At 53.3% G+C, this 18,098-nt stretch carries 15 protein-coding genes; 4 read left to right on the top strand and 11 right to left on the bottom strand.

Going from position 1 to position 18,098, the window contains the following annotated elements:
* Positions 1-2 precede the first annotated feature (2 nt).
* The 4 genes from nuoC to lrhA all read right to left on the bottom strand — a co-directional run bounded on the left by nuoC (position 3) and on the right by lrhA (position 4,596).
* On the bottom strand, positions 3-1,805 hold the full coding sequence (gene nuoC, locus B3511_RS13640) for an NADH-quinone oxidoreductase subunit C/D (protein ID WP_154298765.1): 1,803 nt from the start codon (positions 1,803-1,805) through the stop codon (positions 3-5).
* 90 nt (positions 1,806-1,895) lie between these two features.
* Positions 1,896-2,570 (bottom strand): NADH-quinone oxidoreductase subunit NuoB, encoded by a 675-nt coding sequence (nuoB, locus tag B3511_RS13645; protein ID WP_032612787.1) that lies wholly within the window; start codon positions 2,568-2,570, stop codon positions 1,896-1,898.
* A 15-nt stretch (positions 2,571-2,585) separates the two neighbouring features.
* Positions 2,586-3,026, bottom strand: coding sequence for an NADH-quinone oxidoreductase subunit NuoA (gene nuoA / locus B3511_RS13650; RefSeq protein WP_032612789.1), 441 nt, complete (start codon positions 3,024-3,026; stop codon positions 2,586-2,588).
* Between the two features lie 631 nt (positions 3,027-3,657).
* The gene (gene lrhA, locus B3511_RS13655; protein WP_286783245.1) at positions 3,658-4,596 is read right to left on the bottom strand and encodes a transcriptional regulator LrhA; all 939 of its coding nucleotides are present in this window, start codon (positions 4,594-4,596) and stop codon (positions 3,658-3,660) included.
* Between the two features lie 943 nt (positions 4,597-5,539).
* Here lrhA and alaA point away from each other — a divergent pair.
* Positions 5,540-6,754, top strand: a complete 1,215-nt coding sequence (gene alaA, locus B3511_RS13660) for an alanine transaminase AlaA (protein WP_286783246.1) — start codon at positions 5,540-5,542, stop codon at positions 6,752-6,754.
* 92 nt (positions 6,755-6,846) lie between these two features.
* The gene (yfbR, locus tag B3511_RS13665) at positions 6,847-7,446 is read left to right on the top strand and encodes a 5'-deoxynucleotidase (protein ID WP_040074673.1); all 600 of its coding nucleotides are present in this window, start codon (positions 6,847-6,849) and stop codon (positions 7,444-7,446) included.
* A gap of 45 nt (positions 7,447-7,491) precedes the next feature.
* Here the strand turns inward: yfbR and B3511_RS13670 are convergent, their stop codons facing one another.
* The 4 genes from B3511_RS13670 to yfbV form a co-directional block, all read right to left on the bottom strand.
* Positions 7,492-9,324, bottom strand: a complete 1,833-nt coding sequence (locus B3511_RS13670) for an SLC13 family permease (protein ID WP_286783247.1) — start codon at positions 9,322-9,324, stop codon at positions 7,492-7,494.
* Between the two features lie 76 nt (positions 9,325-9,400).
* Positions 9,401-10,060, bottom strand: a complete 660-nt coding sequence (locus tag B3511_RS13675; RefSeq protein ID WP_233801585.1) for a sugar phosphatase — start codon at positions 10,058-10,060, stop codon at positions 9,401-9,403.
* Positions 10,061-10,071: 11 nt separating this feature from the next.
* Positions 10,072-10,566, bottom strand: a complete 495-nt coding sequence (locus tag B3511_RS13680; protein ID WP_040074667.1) for a YfbU family protein — start codon at positions 10,564-10,566, stop codon at positions 10,072-10,074.
* Between the two features lie 92 nt (positions 10,567-10,658).
* Complete coding sequence (gene yfbV, locus B3511_RS13685) at positions 10,659-11,114, bottom strand: terminus macrodomain insulation protein YfbV (protein ID WP_040074666.1); 456 nt, start codon at positions 11,112-11,114, stop codon at positions 10,659-10,661.
* A gap of 336 nt (positions 11,115-11,450) precedes the next feature.
* On the opposite strand from yfbV, the gene ackA reads away from it, so the two are divergent.
* Complete coding sequence (gene ackA / locus B3511_RS13690; RefSeq protein WP_207292150.1) at positions 11,451-12,653, top strand: acetate kinase; 1,203 nt, start codon at positions 11,451-11,453, stop codon at positions 12,651-12,653.
* A 77-nt stretch (positions 12,654-12,730) separates the two neighbouring features.
* A complete protein-coding gene (gene pta / locus B3511_RS13695) occupies positions 12,731-14,875 on the top strand; it encodes a phosphate acetyltransferase (protein ID WP_040074663.1) in 2,145 nt (714 codons plus the stop codon).
* 45 nt (positions 14,876-14,920) lie between these two features.
* Here the strand turns inward: pta and B3511_RS13700 are convergent, their stop codons facing one another.
* Genes B3511_RS13700 through B3511_RS13710 form a run of 3 tightly spaced genes read right to left on the bottom strand, consistent with a single transcriptional unit; the run spans position 14,921 to position 18,085 of the window.
* On the bottom strand, positions 14,921-15,874 hold the full coding sequence (locus tag B3511_RS13700) for a transketolase family protein (protein WP_286783248.1): 954 nt from the start codon (positions 15,872-15,874) through the stop codon (positions 14,921-14,923).
* Positions 15,867-16,697 (bottom strand): transketolase, encoded by an 831-nt coding sequence (locus tag B3511_RS13705; RefSeq protein ID WP_286783249.1) that lies wholly within the window; start codon positions 16,695-16,697, stop codon positions 15,867-15,869. The genes B3511_RS13700 and B3511_RS13705 overlap by 8 nt, the downstream gene beginning before the upstream one ends.
* Positions 16,694-18,085, bottom strand: a complete 1,392-nt coding sequence (locus B3511_RS13710) for a PTS ascorbate transporter subunit IIC (protein WP_040074659.1) — start codon at positions 18,083-18,085, stop codon at positions 16,694-16,696. The genes B3511_RS13705 and B3511_RS13710 overlap by 4 nt, the downstream gene beginning before the upstream one ends.
* Positions 18,086-18,098 lie beyond the last annotated feature (13 nt).

The following is an 18,098-nucleotide window of genomic DNA, read 5'->3' on the forward strand; positions in this document are numbered from 1 at the left end:
AATTAGCGGTCCACATCTGACATAACAAAATCGATACTACCCAGATAAACAATCAGGTCGGAGACCAGACTGCCGCGAATGGCGGCCGGGATCTGTTGCAGGTGCGCAAAGCTTGGCGTACGCACGCGGGTACGGTAGCTCATGGTGCTGCCGTCGCTGGTCAGGTAGTAACTGTTGATACCCTTGGTCGCTTCAATCATCTGGAAGGATTCTTGCGCCGGCATGACCGGACCCCAGGAAACCTGCAGGAAGTGGGTGATCAGGGTTTCGATATGTTGCAGCGTGCGCTCTTTCGGCGGCGGCGTGGTCAGCGGGTGATCCGCTTTAAACGGCCCTTCCGGCATGTTGTTGAGGCACTGCTCAAGGATGCGCAGACTCTGACGCAGCTCTTCCACTTTCAGCATCACGCGGGTGTAGCAGTCGGAAACACCACCGCCAACCGGGATTTCAAAGTCGAAGTTCTCGTAGCCAGAGTATGGACGGGCTTTACGCACGTCGAAATCGATACCGGTAGCGCGCAGACCTGCACCTGTTGTGCCCCACTCCAGCGCTTCTTTCGCGCCATAGGCAGCAACGCCCTGGGAGCGGCCTTTCAGAATGGAGTTGCGCAGCGCAGCTTTCTCGTAGGAGGCGAGACGTTTCGGCATCCAGTCGAGGAACTCACGCAGCAGACGGTCCCAGCCGCGCGGCAGGTCGTGTGCGACGCCGCCAATACGGAACCAGGCCGGGTGCATACGGAAACCGGTGATTGCTTCCACCAGATCGTAAATTTTCTGACGGTCGGTAAAGGCGAAGAAGACCGGGGTCATCGCACCGACGTCCTGAATGAACGTGGAGATGTACAGCAGGTGGCTGTTGATACGGAACAGTTCAGACAGCATAACGCGGATTACGTTAACGCGATCCGGCGTGGTGATCCCTGCCAGTTTCTCAACGGCCAGCACGTATGGCATTTCGTTAACGCAGCCGCCCAGATACTCGATACGGTCGGTATACGGAATATAGCTGTGCCAGGACTGACGCTCGCCCATCTTCTCAGCACCACGGTGGTGGTAACCGATGTCCGGAACACAGTCGACAATCTCTTCGCCATCAAGCTGAAGAATAATACGGAAGGCACCGTGCGCAGACGGGTGGTTTGGACCGAGGTTGAGGAACATGAAGTCCTCGTTATCGGTACCGCGCTTCATGCCCCAGTCTTCCGGCTTGAAGGTCAGCGCTTCCATCTCCAGATCCTGCTTGGCTTTGGTCAGCTCAAACGGGTCGAATTCGGTCGCACGGGCCGGATAATCTTTACGCAGCGGGTGGCCGGTCCAGGTCTGCGGCATCATGATGCGCGTCAGATTTGGGTGGCCATCGAAAGTCATACCAAACATTTCCCAGGTTTCACGCTCATACCAGTTCGCGTTCGGGAAAATTTTGGTGATCGTCGGCAGATGCATGTCGTTTTCAGACAAGGCCACCTTGAGCATGATATCCGTGTTGCGGTCTATTGAGATCAGGTGGTAGAAAACGGAAAAATCCGCCGCGGGTAACCCGTGGCGGTGCGTACGCAGACGTTCATCCATGCCGTGTAAGTCAAACAGCATGACGTAAGGTTTTGGCAATTTCTTGAGGAAATCGACAACTTCCAGTAATTGCTCACGCTTCACCCAAACAACGGGTACCCCGGTGCGGGTGGCCTGAACAGTAAAGGCATCCGGCCCAAAACGGTTGCGCAGTTCGCCAATGACCGGGTCATCCAGGTGATCCCGTGTTTGCCATGCGGCGTCTTGCGCGGTTAAGTCGGTCATATTGTTCACCATTGCAAATGGTCCGTGGTGACTGCCAGGCGGGGCTTCGCGCTATTTGAATAGTGATGTACGAAGCTTTTCTCCACCGCCCGCAGGCGCAAATTAAATTTCGTCAGGCGTACGCAGGTTGGTCACTGCAATACGTTCGCCGCGTTTACGCTCGCGCTCAGACTGCATGTTCGCGCGATAGACACCCTGGTCGCCTACCACCCAGGAGAGCGGACGGCGTTCTTTGCCAATCGACTCCTGCAGCAGCATCAGCGCCTGCATGTAAGCTTCCGGGCGCGGCGGGCAACCTGGGATGTACACATCAACCGGGATGAACTTATCTACGCCCTGGACAACGGAGTAAATGTCGTACATTCCGCCTGAGTTTGCACAAGCGCCCATGGAAATAACCCATTTTGGCTCGAGCATCTGGTCGTACAGACGCTGAATGACCGGTGCCATTTTGGTAAAGCAGGTACCGGCCACCACCATCAGGTCAGCCTGACGCGGAGAGGCACGCAGTACTTCTGCACCAAAACGCGCAACGTCATGCACCGCAGTGAATGACGTCACCATTTCAACGTAGCAGCAAGAAAGACCAAAGTTATACGGCCAGATGGAGTTTTTACGACCCCAGTTGACCATATCGTGCATGGCATTTTCGAGTTTGCCCATGTACACGCTTTTATTGACTTCTTGCTCCAGGGGGTCGGTTACGATCTCCTGTTTTTGCAGGGGGTAACGGTCATTCTCACCGTTAGGATCTATGCGGGTGAGCGTATAATCCATCTTATTGCCTCGCTGTTACTGCTGACGATTAGAGATACTGTTTTCCGGGTTGATACGTTCACGACGTGAACGTGCAGGTGTCCAGTCCAGCGCGCCAATACGCACCAGATAAACCAGACCGGCCAGTAACACTAAAATGAAAATTGCGGCCTCGACAAAGCCCACCCAACCACTTTCACGAATGGAGGTAGACCATGCGAAAAGATAGAGCGCTTCAACGTCGAAGATGACGAAGAACATGGCTACCAGATAGAACTTGGCAGACAGGCGTAAGCGAGCAGTACCTACAGAATCAATACCTGATTCAAAAGGTGTGTTTTTGTGCCTTGCGCGGGCGCGACCGCCCAGGAACCAGCCGCCGACTAACATCAGGCAGCACAGGCCAATGGCTACAATAAGAAAGATTGCGAATGCCCAGTGATGAGCGATGACTTCTGTGGATGTTGACATACTCATTGCTTACTCATCAAAAGTGATACCGACGACACTGCTCTTGCTGGCAGATGGGCATCACATCGATTCATGGGGAGGAACAAATAACCTTACACCAACTGCCAGAAATGAGACATAGACAGCAAAATGATGTGGTTTTTTACTCCTTTCTATAACCTTTTGTCAACTTTAACAAAGGTTTCTTCACATTAAATTACATCGAACGATTCTCGTTAACATTTAATGCCCTTTAACCCTGGCGGGAACATGACATTTGGTCAACTGCATACTGTTGAATCGTGTCCGTTTTGATGTAAAAAAAAGATTACCCTCCTATTTTGACAGGATTTGTCGCTGATTCCTCCCCCCAAAGAGGAGTATTTTCTTGATCTGAGACACGCTTTTGTTAATTCAATCAAAAAAACGGCAACATCTTCGCTGTTTTTTTAACATGCAAATTGACAACCATAAGCTGTAAGAATGGGAGTAACGAATACAGCGCGTAATCCATATAATCTTGATAAACAATAAAATTAACTTTACTTAACAGAAACTTTTCAAATCGAATTGCAAAAAAAGAACCACAGCGCGCGAAAGTGGCGTCAGTGGCTCTTTTTTAACACTTACATTTTGTTACGAGGAAATTGCCGAACTTTTATTCAAAATCTCCTTCGATGACGAGAGAGTCATCCCCTCCTTCCGGGGTAACATTATTGTACTGCCATGGATTCTGATAATTTTCCATTGCCGAGAAGATGGTTTGCGCTAACTCGTTCTGACTAGTCGCGTTATGACACAGCAAATATTCCGTATCGGGCAGCATCGGCAGCCCGTCTGATTTGCCTAATACTCGCAAATCCGGGCTCATCATCTCAACCGGGCGCGCGGTGACGCCTAGTCCGGCTTTCACCGCCGCACGGACGGCTGGCAGGGTTGTCGCTACGTAGGCGAGACGCCAGGGAATATTGGCGGCATTTAATGTGGCCAGAACCATGTCGCGGAACGGGCTGGGATCATCCATCAGTACCAGCGGGATGGGCTCGCCGCGCTGCAGTTGATACTCGGCTGCACAATACCAGTGAGTAGGTGACGTACGGAGCGTCAGGCAATTGAAATGCTCCATTCGTTGGGTTGTGACAACCAGATCTACTTCCTGCTCCTGCAGCATCTCCATCATAAACGCATTGCGTTTAACCCTGACGTCCAACGCAATCTTCGGATAAACCGAACTAATCCGATTAAGCAGGAAAGGCAAAATAGTATCAGCCGACTCATCAGACGCCCCTACGGTTAAGACACCCTGTAGGTTACTAAACATTAGCGACGTGCAGGCTTCATCGTTGAAGCGAAGTATTTTTCTGGCATAGCCCAGCAGCTGAATACCATGTTCAGTCAGGAGTTTATTGCGGCCGTGGCGGGCAAAAAGCTCTTTTCCGACCAGTTGTTCCAGTCGTTGCATTTGTTGGCTAACAGCCGATTGGGTACGGCAGACTGCCGCAGCCGCAGCTGCAAATGTATTCAGATCGGCGACTGCAACAAAAGTTCTCAGCAGATCGAGATCGAGGTTCAGTATCGGACGATTTGCATTCATCATATCTTTTCACTTACAGGTGGCTCATGCGGAGCTGCCTCGGGTAGAAGCTGTGTGCGTAAAAGTAAAACAGGTCCTTCTGAACAAGAATCCTTGTAATCCCGACCGGCAGACTGCCAGACAGAAAGTTGAAGTCCAGGTATATCCGTCGTCAAACACAACGTATCTGACGATATTTTTATTGGCTTTACGTTCAGTAAATATAAATTTTTACCGGATTAGGTAATGCACGAAAGGCAGTGGCGCTTCAGGCTCAACTTTATCGTAGTCAAGCTAAAGCAGCAATGGGCGTCGCTTCGCTTCTCCGGGTAAAGATAAATCTATTAATAACAATATGCTATTAATGGAGGCACAACTAAGATTTACAACAAGCCGCAATCGCGTACTGCAGGCCTGTTGCATCATCTTAACCTAAATCCATTTTATTTATAAGTCTTATTGCATCCCAGATGATTTAACCCTGTTGATAAGAGTCTAAATTATTTTTATTAATATTAACGAAAGTTACGATTTCACCCTTATTTTGAAATACACAATAATTTAAAAAAAGATTATTCATTAATTATACTTAACATTATATTCACATGATCAACGTTTATATAAAGCGGGATTTGAATCGTGATAATCGCAATTAATTCAGCATTTACGAAAAATTGCCAGGGGAAACCTCTGTATATCGGTCTGCGAAGCCCATGCCGATTGATCCGTTAGCGTAAAATCCAGTAAAAGATGTCACTTGCAAAACTTTACACCAGATTATAACAAACCCGTGGCAGGTCTTATTCGTTGTAACGCAAATAGTAGATTAAAATTTTAATGATAGTTTTTCTTAATTAGCAAAATCTTCTTCTGCTCATGCTTTAAAAAAGGCCTTTCAAGGAGTACATTGTTTCATGCTGACTTCCACGGCAGGGAGTGGCAATAACAGTTAAAAGGTCAAAGGTTCATGTCCCCTATCGAAAAATCCAGTAAATTAGATAACGTCTGTTATGACATCCGCGGGCCCGTTCTTAAAGAGGCCAAACGCCTCGAAGAAGAAGGCAATAAAGTTCTCAAGCTCAATATCGGTAACCCGGCGCCATTTGGTTTCGATGCCCCGGATGAAATACTGGTTGATGTGATCCGAAACCTGCCTACCGCACAGGGCTACTGTGATTCGAAAGGGCTTTACTCCGCCCGTAAAGCCATTATGCAGCACTACCAGGCTCGCGGGATGCGCGATGTTACGGTAGAAGATATCTATATTGGCAACGGCGTATCAGAGCTGATCGTGCAGGCCATGCAGGCGCTGCTCAACAGCGGTGACGAAATGCTGGTGCCCGCTCCGGATTACCCACTCTGGACCGCCGCTGTCTCGCTTTCCAGTGGTAAAGCGGTGCATTACCTCTGTGATGAGTCATCCGACTGGTTCCCGGATCTAGACGATATTCGCGCTAAAATTACCCCTCGCACCCGCGGTATTGTGATCATCAACCCGAACAACCCAACGGGTGCGGTCTATTCAAAAGAGCTGTTGATGGAGATCGTTGAGATCTCCCGTCAGCATAACCTGATCATCTTCGCCGACGAAATTTACGACAAGATCCTTTACGACGAAGCGCAACACCACTCTATCGCCGCGATGGCTCCGGATCTGCTGACCGTCACGTTCAACGGCCTGTCTAAGACCTACCGCGTCGCCGGTTTCCGTCAGGGCTGGATGGTTCTGAACGGCCCGAAAAAGCACGCCAAAGGCTATATCGAAGGGCTGGAGATGTTGGCCTCGATGCGCCTGTGCGCCAACGTACCAGCCCAGCACGCTATTCAGACGGCGCTGGGTGGTTATCAGAGCATTAGCGAATTTATCGTGCCAGGCGGTCGCCTGTATGAGCAACGTAATCGCGCATGGGAGCTGATTAATGACATTCCGGGCGTCTCCTGCGTGAAGCCAAAAGGCGCGCTCTACATGTTCCCGAAAATCGACATCAAACGCTTTAACATCTTTGACGATCAAAAAATGGTGCTCGACTTCCTGCTGCAAGAAAAAGTGCTGCTGGTCCAGGGAACGGCGTTCAACTGGCCATGGCCGGATCATGTGCGCATTGTTACCCTGCCGCGTGAGGATGAACTTGAGATGGCGGTCAGTCGTTTTGGTCGATTCCTCTCTGGGTATCATCAGTAAACCTTCCGGGCTGCCAATGGCAGCCCGATTTGCATCTGCCCGCCCCTCCCCTCACAATGAAGTCTGTCGCCGTGTTAGACAAAAGGTACCCTATGAGTGAGAGTCATTTCTTTGCCCACCTTTCCCGCCTGAAACTGATTAACCGCTGGCCGCTGATGCGCAACGTGCGGACCGAGAACGTCTCAGAGCATAGTCTGCAGGTCGCCATGGTTGCCCATGCGCTGGCCGCCATTAAAAACCGCAAATTCAACGGACAGGTGAACGCAGAGCGAATCGCGCTGCTGGCGATGTATCATGATGCTTCTGAAGTGCTGACAGGGGATCTGCCCACGCCGGTGAAGTATTTCAATTCGCAGATTGCTCAGGAGTACAAAGCGATTGAAAAAATAGCTCAGCAGAAACTGGTCGACATGGTGCCTGAAGAGCTGCGCGATATTTTTGCCCCCCTGATCGACGAACACCAATACAGCGAGGAAGAGAAGTCTCTGGTTAAGCAGGCAGATGCGCTCTGTGCTTATCTGAAATGCCTTGAGGAGCTCTCGGCCGGCAATCATGAATTCTTGCTGGCGAAAACGCGCCTGGAAAAGACGCTGGAAGCCCGTCGCAGTGACGAAATGGATTACTTTATGCAGGTATTTGTCCCGAGCTTCCACCTGTCGCTGGATGAGATTAGCCAGGATTCCCCACTGTAATTTCCGGGCCGGGTGGCGCTACCGCCACCCGAATTGCGCGCGGTATTAAAATGGAAACAGCACCGGGATCAAAATGACGCACACCACCATAACCAGCACGGTAAAAGGCACGCCCAATTTTACGAAATCGCTAAACCGGTAGTTCCCGGGCCCCAGTACCAGCGTGTTAACCGGAGAAGAGACCGGGGTCATAAAGGCGGCTGAAGCGGCCATCGCCACCATCATTGCAAACGGGTAAGGCGAGACCCCCATCGATTTCGCCATCGCCAGCGCAATGGGCGCCATCAGCACAGCCGTGGCGGTATTGGAGATAAACAGACCAATGGTGGCGCACATTACAAACAGGCAGATTAGCATCATGTAAGGCCCATATCCGCCGCCGAGTTCCATCAATCCTTTAACCACCAAATCTACCCCGCCCGTTTTTTGCAGCGCCAGCGCAAAGGGCATCATCCCGACGATGAGTATGATGCTCGGCCAGTGGATTGCCTTATAGGCGCTTTGTGCATCAATACAGCGGAATTTCCCCATCAGCAGGCAGGCGATAATCGCCGCAACCGGGTTAGGGATCTCATCCGTTAACATCAGCGCGACCATCAGCACCAGACAGAAAATAGCATGTGGCGCCTGGCTGTGAGCCGGTGAGGCATCACTCACCTCAACGGGCAGGTTCATGACCACAAAGTCGCGCCCGCGCTGGCCGAGCTGGGAGATAAGTTTCCAGTTCCCCACCACCAGGAAAATGTCGCCCAGCTGTAAGGGTTCATCCACCACGGCGCCATCCATTGCCATGCCGTCACGCTTCAATCCCACTACATTGAGCCCATAGCGCGTACGAAAACCGATCTCGCGCATGGTCTTGCCCAGCAGCTCCGATTCGGGAATCAGCGATATTTCTGCCATCCCCACGTCCAGCGCCTGATCGGAGAAATACTCTCCCCGCAGCACCATCGGCTCCAGCAGCTGCTCGCTGCAAAATTCACGCAGATCGACATCGGCAGAGGACATGTCGATAAGTAATACGTCACGGGCGCGGAATTCAGATACACCGTTAACATTCACGATCACCCGCCGAAAACGGCGCCAGCGCTCTACCCCAATCACGTTCGCGCCGTAGCGTTCACGCAGTTTAAGATCGTCCAGCCGTTGACCAATCAGGGGGGAACCGGGGCGGATAGCCAGACGGCGGGCCCGCCCGGTCAGGCGATACTCTTTGATCAAATCGCGAAATGTGCGGCGCTTCCAGCCGTCCCGGGATTTATCCTGCGTTTCGCTCTTCAGGACAAAGCGAGTCAGCAGCATGTAGACAATACCCAGCACCAGAATCACCAACCCCAGCGGCGTGACGCTAAAAAAGCTAAATCCCTGCAGCCCTTCGCGCAAAAGTTCGCTGTTAACCACCAGGTTGGGTGGCGTTGCTACCAGCGTCATCATGCCGCTGATAAGCCCGGCGAAGCTGAGCGGCATCATCAGGCGTGATGGCGGGATCTGCATCCTCATGCAGACGCTTAACACCACCGGGATAAAGATGGCCACTACGCCGGTGGAGCTCATAAAGGCTCCCAACCCAGCCACGGTCAGCATCAGCAGGATAAGCATTTTGGTTTCGCTGCTGCCTGCGGCGTTTACCAGCCAGGAGCCCATACTGGTGGCGACGCCGGTGCGAACCAGCCCATCACCAATAATAAAGAGTGCGGCAATCAAAATAACGTTCGGATCGCTAAAGCCCGATAACGCTTCGGGGAGCGTGAGGGTGCCGCTTAGCACGAACGCCACTATCACCAGTAATGCCACGGCATCCATGCGCACTTTACCGGTAGCAAAGAGAATGATGGCGAAGACCAGCAGGCTCAATACCCAGATTAATTCACCGTTCACAACAGGTCCTTGTCAGAAAAGAGTGACAGCATACTGCCATAAAAAAGCCCCACAGTTGTGGGGCTAAATCATGGGATTACATTTTCTGCGTCACGGTTACCGTTCCGTCGGCCGTTTTGCTGACCTCAATGGCTGCCAGTGAAGTCAGCACAAAACCGGCTTCATTCAGGCGCGGCGCCGTGGCAGGTACATTCACGGCGATGACATGACACCCCGCCGCCAGCCCGGCAAGGACGCCGGCAGCGGCATCTTCCACCACCACGCACTGTTCTGGTGCCAGCCCTAGCAGCTCGGCGCCCAGCAAAAAGGCGTCGGGCTCCGGCTTGCCGCGAGCAACACGCTCGGCGGTGACAAAGACTTCAGGCGTTGGCAAACCCGCCGCTTTATGGCGGGCGTGCGCCACCGGAACCGAGCCGGAGGTGACGATAGCCCACGGGATTTGTGATTCATTCAGATGACGAAGCAGCGCGTGCGCGCCTGGTAGCGCGACTATGCCGTCGGTATCCTTCGCCTCTAGCTGCTCCAGCCAGCGAAACTCGGCCTGAATTTCATCTTCAGTGCTGCCCGCCATAAAGTGACGTAAAGAGGTAATGGCCTGTTTGCCATGGATGAAATGGAGGACTTCATCATGGCTAATACCGTGCCTGTCGGCCCAGCGGCACCATGAGCGCTCAACCACCGGTAAGGAATCCACCAGCGTACCGTCCAGATCAAACAGAAAACCTTTACACTGCACATCGACCTCCGTCAGGCATTAATGATTTGTTGAATTTCGTTGCTGCTCAGATGGTACTGGCGCGGGCAGGCGTGCCAGACGCTCAGCATACGTTGATATTTGTCCCACATCGGGGTCTGGGCATTAAAGCCATGCGTACCGGCATCGAAGTGGGTGTAACGCCCTTCGGTGTTAACCATAAAGCGGACGTAGCTCAGGTAACGCGCTTCGGTGGCAGCATCAAAACCGAGGAAGGTCACACGACGCTCATCAATTATCTGCGCGTCTTTCAGGTTAGCCCATGAGACGTGCAATGCGTGATACATCTCCATGATGTCAATGACAATGCGGCAGGTCTCTTCCTTTAATTCGCCAAACTCGCGATCCAGTTCGCGCATCTGCAGGCCAAAGCCACGTTCGACGATAGTCTGCAGGCGGCGATAGCGCTCTGCGTTGTCGGGATCTAGCATGGTCATCATTTTGTACTGATTAGACAAAATCAGACGTTGAGCATTAGTCATTTCCATCATTCGACTCCTGTTGCGCGAAGCAACCTAAAAAAAAGACACGGTAACTAAGGGTTACTGTGCCTTCTTTTAATGATCGTTTCGATGATCAATCACAAATCATCCAGGAATGTTTTATCAAGTTGTTTAAATGCTTTCTTTAGGGTGTCGGCCAGCGCCTGATAATCGGGCTTGCCCTCAACCGGGGCCAGGGCCTGTCCCGCCTCCTGCAACTTGCCGCGCACTTCATAGAACCACTGCAGCACGGACGGGGGGAGTGGCGTAACGGAGCGTTTACCTAACCACCAAAGCCCCTGCATCGGCAGGCTAAGCGCAAACAGCGCGGTGGCGACGGCCGGTCCAAGCTGGCCGCCAAGCGCTATCTGCCAGCAGAGGGTGAAAATGGCAATCGGGGGCATCAGACGAATGGCGTGACGGGTGGCGCGAATCACACGGTTCTCAATAAAGACAGGCGCAAGGCGTTTTTCCAGCGGCCACGTCTTCGAATAGTGCTGTCCCCGGCGAAACAGACTAAAAAAGTTCACTGAGGGGGTTTCGGGTGTCGACATGGCTTTACCTCAACTTCACATATAAAAATTAAAAAATTCGTGCAAATCCACAACTGGTCATGACATCGTTCAAAAACTTTTGTCTTAACTACCCAGTATCAGGTATCCTGTGCCGGCCTGAAAAGGCCCTGGACGATAATCGTAAATTCGTCAAGTTTAAGCACATTATGCCATTGCCGGAAAAATGCGCAAAATGGCATAAAATCTTATGTATTCCTTTCGTCATGCCAAAAAGTACTTTCGGCATGATGTTAATCATAAATGTCAGCGGATTCTTGCGCTACGCTACGATTCTCACTGACATTTTTTAGCCACGTATCAATAATAGGTACTTCCATGTCGAGTAAGTTAGTACTGGTTCTGAACTGCGGTAGCTCCTCACTGAAATTCGCCATCATCGATGCGCTCAACGGTGACGAGTACCTCTCTGGTTTGGCCGAATGTTTCCATCTGCCTGAAGCGCGTATCAAGTGGAAGATGGACGGCAGCAAACAAGAAGCGGCTTTAGGTGCAGGCGCCGCTCACAGTGAAGCGCTGAACTTTATCGTTAACACTATTCTGGCACAAAAACCAGAACTGTCTGCTCAGCTGACGGCAATCGGTCACCGTATCGTCCACGGCGGCGAAAAATACACCAGCTCTGTTGTGATCGACGACTCTGTCATCCAGGGCATCAAAGACTCCGCCTCTTTCGCGCCACTGCATAACCCGGCTCACCTGATCGGTATCGCTGAAGCACTGAAATCTTTCCCGCAGCTGAAAGACAAAAACGTGGCTGTATTTGACACGGCGTTCCATCAGACCATGCCGGAAGAGTCTTACCTGTATGCCCTGCCGTACAAACTGTACAAAGAGCATGGCGTACGTCGTTACGGCGCACACGGCACCAGCCACTTCTATGTTACTCAGGAAGCGGCCAAAGTCCTGAACAAGCCGGTAGAAGAAGTGAACATCATCACTTGCCACCTGGGCAACGGCGGTTCTGTTTCTGCTATCCGTAACGGTAAATGTGTTGATACCTCCATGGGTCTGACCCCGCTGGAAGGTCTGGTGATGGGTACCCGTTCTGGTGACATCGACCCGGCGATTATCTTCCACCTGCACGACACCCTGGGCATGAGCGTTGATGACATCAACAAAATGCTGACCAAAGAGTCTGGCCTGCTGGGTCTGACCGAAGTCACCAGCGACTGCCGTTATGTTGAAGATAACTACGAAGCCAAAGAAGATGCGAAACGTGCTATGGACGTTTACTGCCACCGTCTGGCGAAATACATCGGTTCTTACACTGCACTGATGGACGGTCGTCTGGACGCGGTTATCTTCACCGGTGGTATCGGTGAAAACGCAGCAATGGTTCGTGAACTGTCCCTGGGTAAACTGGGCGTTCTGGGCTTCGAAGTTGATCACGAGCGTAACCTGGCTGCCCGCTTCGGCAAGTCTGGCTTCATCAACAAAGAAGGCACCCGCCCTGCTATCGTTATCCCAACTAACGAAGAGCTGGTCATCGCGCAAGACGCGAACCGTCTGACTGCCTGATTCCACACCGCCAGCCTAGCTGGCGGTGCTGTTTTGAAACCCGCCTGACTTCGGCGGTAGCCAAAAGAGGATAAACCGTGTCCCGTACAATTATGCTGATCCCTACCGGAACCAGCGTCGGCCTGACCAGCGTCAGCCTCGGCGTCATCCGTGCTATGGAACGCAAAGGCGTTCGTCTGAGCGTCTTTAAACCTATCGCCCAGCCACGTGCCGGTGGCGATGCGCCAGACCAGACCACCAGCATTGTTCGTAAGAACTCTAATCTGCCCGCCGCAGAGCCGCTGAAAATGTCCCACGTTGAGTCTCTGCTCTCCAGCAATCAGAAAGACGTGCTGATGGAAGAGATCATCGCTAACTATCACGCGAACGCGCAGGACGCGGAAGTGGTACTGGTTGAAGGTTTGGTTCCGACCCGCAAACATCAGTTTGCCCAGTCGCTGAACTTTGAAATCGCCAAAACGCTGAACGCCGAGATCGTCTTCGTGATGTCTCAGGGTACCGATACCCAGGAGCAGCTGAAAGAGCGTATCGAACTGACCCGCAGCAGCTTCGGCGGCGCGAAAAACACCAGCATCACCGGCGTTATCATCAACAAGCTGAACGCACCGGTTGATGAACAAGGTCGCACCCGTCCTGACCTGTCCGAAATTTTCGATGACTCTTCCAAAGCGAAAGTCGTGAAAATCGACCCGGCAAAACTGCAGGAAACCAGCCCGCTTCCAGTGCTGGGCGCGGTGCCATGGAGCTTTGATCTGATCGCGACCCGTGCCATCGACATGGCGCGTCACCTGAACGCCACCGTGATCAACGAAGGCGATATCAATACCCGTCGCGTGAAGTCTGTCACCTTCTGTGCGCGTAGCATTCCGCACATGCTGGAACACTTCCGTGCAGGTTCCCTGCTGGTCACCTCCGCTGACCGTCCTGACGTGCTGGTTGCTGCCTGCCTGGCCGCAATGAACGGCGTTGAAATCGGCGCTATCCTGCTGACCGGTGCTTACGAGATGGACCCACGCGTGAGCAAACTGTGCGAGCGCGCCTTTGCGACTGGCCTGCCGGTATTCATGGTGAACACCAACACCTGGCAGACCTCTCTGAGCCTGCAGAGCTTCAACCTCGAAGTGCCGGTTGATGACCACGAGCGTATCGAGAAAGTTCAGGAATACGTGGCAGGTTACGTGAACGCAGACTGGATCGAATCCCTGACTGCAACCTCCGAGCGCAGCCGCCGTCTGTCTCCTCCAGCCTTCCGCTATCAGCTCACCGAGCTGGCGCGTAAAGCGGGTAAACGCGTTGTTCTGCCAGAAGGCGACGAACCACGTACCGTTAAAGCAGCCGCCATCTGTGCAGAGCGCGGTATCGCGACCTGTGTGCTGCTGGGTAACCCGGACGAGATCACCCGCGTAGCGGCATCTCAGGGCGTTGAACTGGGTGCGGGCATCGAAATCGTTGACCCGGAAGTGGTACGTGAAAGCTACGTTGCACGTCTGGTTGAGCTGCGTAAGAGCAAAGGCATGACCGAAGCCGTTGCGCGCGAACAGCTGGAAGACAACGTGGTTCTCGGTACCCTGATGCTGGAACAGGACGAAGTTGACGGTCTGGTTTCTGGTGCTGTTCACACCACCGCGAACACCATCCGTCCGCCGCTGCAGCTGATCAAAACCGCCCCAGGCAGCTCTCTGGTCTCTTCCGTGTTCTTCATGCTGCTGCCTGAACAGGTTTACGTTTACGGCGACTGTGCGATCAACCCGGATCCAACCGCAGAGCAGCTGGCTGAGATCGCTATCCAGTCCGCAGACTCCGCTATTGCCTTCGGTATCGAACCGCGCGTAGCCATGCTCTCCTACTCCACCGGCACCTCTGGTGCAGGTAGCGACGTAGAGAAAGTACGTGAAGCGACCCGTATTGCGCAGGAAAAACGCCCAGATCTGATGATCGACGGCCCGCTGCAGTACGATGCCGCCGTGATGGCAGACGTGGCGAAATCCAAAGCACCGAACTCGCCGGTTGCAGGTCGCGCTACCGTGTTCATCTTCCCGGATCTGAACACCGGTAACACCACCTACAAAGCGGTACAGCGTTCTGCAGACCTGATCTCTATCGGGCCAATGCTGCAGGGTATGCGCAAGCCGGTGAATGACCTGTCTCGTGGCGCGCTGGTAGACGACATCGTCTACACCATCGCCCTGACCGCGATCCAGTCTTCACAGCAGCAGCAGTAACTTTTAGCTGCATTAAAAAGGCGACCCGATGGTCGCCTTTTTTATTTACAGCAGTTCTCTTGCCGCCGACACAATGTCGTGCGCCGTCAGGCCATACTCGCATTGCAGGAAGTCCTGCGTGCCCACCTGGCCGTAGCGTTCTTTTACCCCCACCCGCCGCATCGGCACCGGGCACGTTTCCACTAACACTTCTGCCACCGCCGATCCCAGGCCATTGTGAATACTGTGATTTTCACAGGTAACGATACGTCCGGTTTTCTCGGCATAATTTTTCACCAGCATCCGGTCGATAGGCTTCAGAGTGAACATATCGATCACCGCCGCGCTGACGCCCTCCTGTTCAAGCTGCCGCGCCGCCTCCAGCGCTTCTGCGACCATGATGCCGTTAGCAATCAGGGTGATATCGTCTCCTTCGCGTAGCACGTTGCCCTTGCCGATGGTAAAGGTCGAGCCCGGGGCGTAGATGCTCGGGGCTTGCTTACGGATAGTTCGCACCCAGTAAAAGCCCTCGAGGTCAATCAACTGGCGCAGGACATCCTCAAACATGACCGCGTCGGTCACTTCTAGTACCACCGAATGAGCCAGCCCGCGCACAATGCCCATATCTTCAAACGACATATGCGTACCGCCGTTGTGACAAGCGGTAACGCCCGCATCCGAGGCGATGACCTTCACGTTGTTACGCTGATAATCCAGCGACATAAACAGCTGGTCGAAGCAGCGGCGGCTGGCGAAGGCGGTAAAGGTGTGCACAAACGGCTTACGCCCGGTCAGCGACAGCCCCGCTGCGGTACCGATAACGTTGGCCTCCATGATCCCGCAGTTGATGACGTGCTGGGGATAATCGCGCGCCACGCCGTCCATCGCCATGGAGCTCATCAGATCCGCTTCCAGGGCGATAATTTCACTCCCCGCTTCAATCTGGCTTGCGACGAATCCGGCATAGACTTTGCGCATCTCGACGGCATCTTTTTGTCCTGTGGGTGCAAGCTTAATCATGGTTGACCTCCAGCTGGCGAATCGTCTCGGTAAGGGCGGCTTTAACGTCATCAGTCAGTCGCAAATGGTGGGAGTTACTGAGCTGCTCCAGATACGGCACCCCCTGCCCTTTTATGCTGTCCAGGATCACGACCAGCGGTCGCGCATCCGCTTCAGGGATGAGCGATGTCACCTCAAGCAGCCCCGGAATGTCGTCCCCTTTGACCTTAACCACGTCATAGCCAAAGGCGCGGAATTTTCCTTCCAGGTCGAAGGCGCAGATGATCTCATCCAGCTCACCGTCCAGCTGTTGTTTATTCCAGTCCACGAAGACCGTCAGGTTATTCAGGCGATGGTGAGCGATAAACTGAAACGCCTCCCAGCACTGCCCTTCGTTCAACTCTCCGTCGCCCACGATGCAGAAGACGCGATTCGCGCGCCCCGCCAGTTTGTGCGACAGCGCCATACCGCCGGCAATGGAGATCCCCTGCCCCAGCGAGCCCGTGGTGGCATCCACGCCACGCGTTTTTAGCCTGTCCGGATGGCTTGGCAGCCGCGTTCCGTTCTGGTTCAGGGTGCTGAGTTCTTCAATCGGGAAGTAGCCTTTGATTGCAAGGGTGCTGTAGAGCGCCGGGCCCGCATGGCCTTTGGATAACACAAAATAGTCACGCTCAGGCCAGTCGGGATCGGCAGGATCAATCTTCATTACCGCGCCGTACAGTACCGCCAGCGTCTCTACCACCGACATACTGCCACCATAGTGCCCGAACCCCAGTTGGGTGAGCGATTTCAGGGTGGCAATACGGATTTCGCGTGCCAGTTGGGTCACTTCATTAACATTCATGATTTGGCTCCGGTATTTTCTTGCGCGCTATTACCCGCACTTTTGTTTTTAGCGAAGAGGTTCCAGGCCACCAGCAGCGCGAACACCGCCACAACCAGACCCGTAATAGCCATTGGCGACAGGTAGCGTGCCAGGTTACCCAGCACAATGCCGATGGCGCCAAAGTCCGCATCAGAGAAGGTGGTGTTGGCGAATCCAATCGCACCCAGCACAGGCAGCAGCAACACCGGCAGGAAGGTAATCAGTAAACCATTGGCAAAGGCGCCTATCATTGCCCCGCGACGTCCGCCCGTGGCGTTGCCAAACACGCCTGCGGTTGCACCGGTGAAGAAGTGCGGCACGACGCCCGGCAGGATCAGCACCCAGCTAAACTGCCCGCAGATAAAGAGTCCAACCAGACCGCCGAGGAAGCTAAACAGGAAGCCAATCAGCACGGCGTTAGGGGCATACGGGTAGACCACCGGGCAGTCCAGTGCAGGACGCGCGTTGGGCACCAGTTTTTCGGAGAAGCCGGTAAAAGCCGGAACGATTTCCGCCAGTATCAGGCGAACACCCTGCAGGATGATAAATACCCCCGCCGCGAAGGTAATGGCCATGATGATGGCGTAGACCAGATAGTTCTGTCCGCCGCTGAAGGTGGCCTCCACGTACTCACGTCCGGCACTCACCGCCATGATCAGATAGATAATCATCATGGTCAGGGAGATGGAGATAGAGCTGTCGCGCAGGAAGCTTAGGTTCTTCGGCAGGTTCATCTCTTCGGTGGAGCGAGAGCCTTTGCCCACCTTGCTGCCAATCCAGCCTGAGAGCACATAGCCCAGGGTACCGAAGTGGCCAAAGGCGATGTCATCATTACCGGTGATGCGCTTCATATAGCGCTGGGCAATGGCCGGGAAGAAGGCCATTACCAGCCCAAGGATCAACGAACCGGTGAAGACCAGTCCCACCCCTTCAAAGCCTGCCACCGTCAGGATCACGCCAATCATGCACGCCATATAAAACGTATGGTGCCCGGTCAGGAAGATGTATTTCAGGCGGGTAAAGCGGGCGACAATAATATTCGCCACCATACCGAAGGCCATGATCAGAGCCGTAGAGGCGCCATATTTTTCCAGCGCAATAGAGACGATTGCTTCGTTATTCGGAATGATGCCCTGAATATTAAAGGCATGTTCAAACATACCGCCTAACGGATTAAGCGATCCCACCAGCACGGTGGCTCCGCCACCCAGCACAATAAAACCCAGAATGGTTTTAATCGTGCCTTTCACCACATCCGAAAACCCTTTTTTCTGCGCCACCAGGCCGATTAATGCAATTAAGCCCACCAGCACCGAGGGTACTTTTAAAATATCAACAACGAAGTTCAGCGATTCAAGGATAAACATATCCACCTCGTCA

Source organism: Leclercia sp. UBA1284 (assembly GCF_002308415.1).
GTDB lineage: Bacteria > Pseudomonadota > Gammaproteobacteria > Enterobacterales > Enterobacteriaceae > Enterobacter > Enterobacter pneumoniae.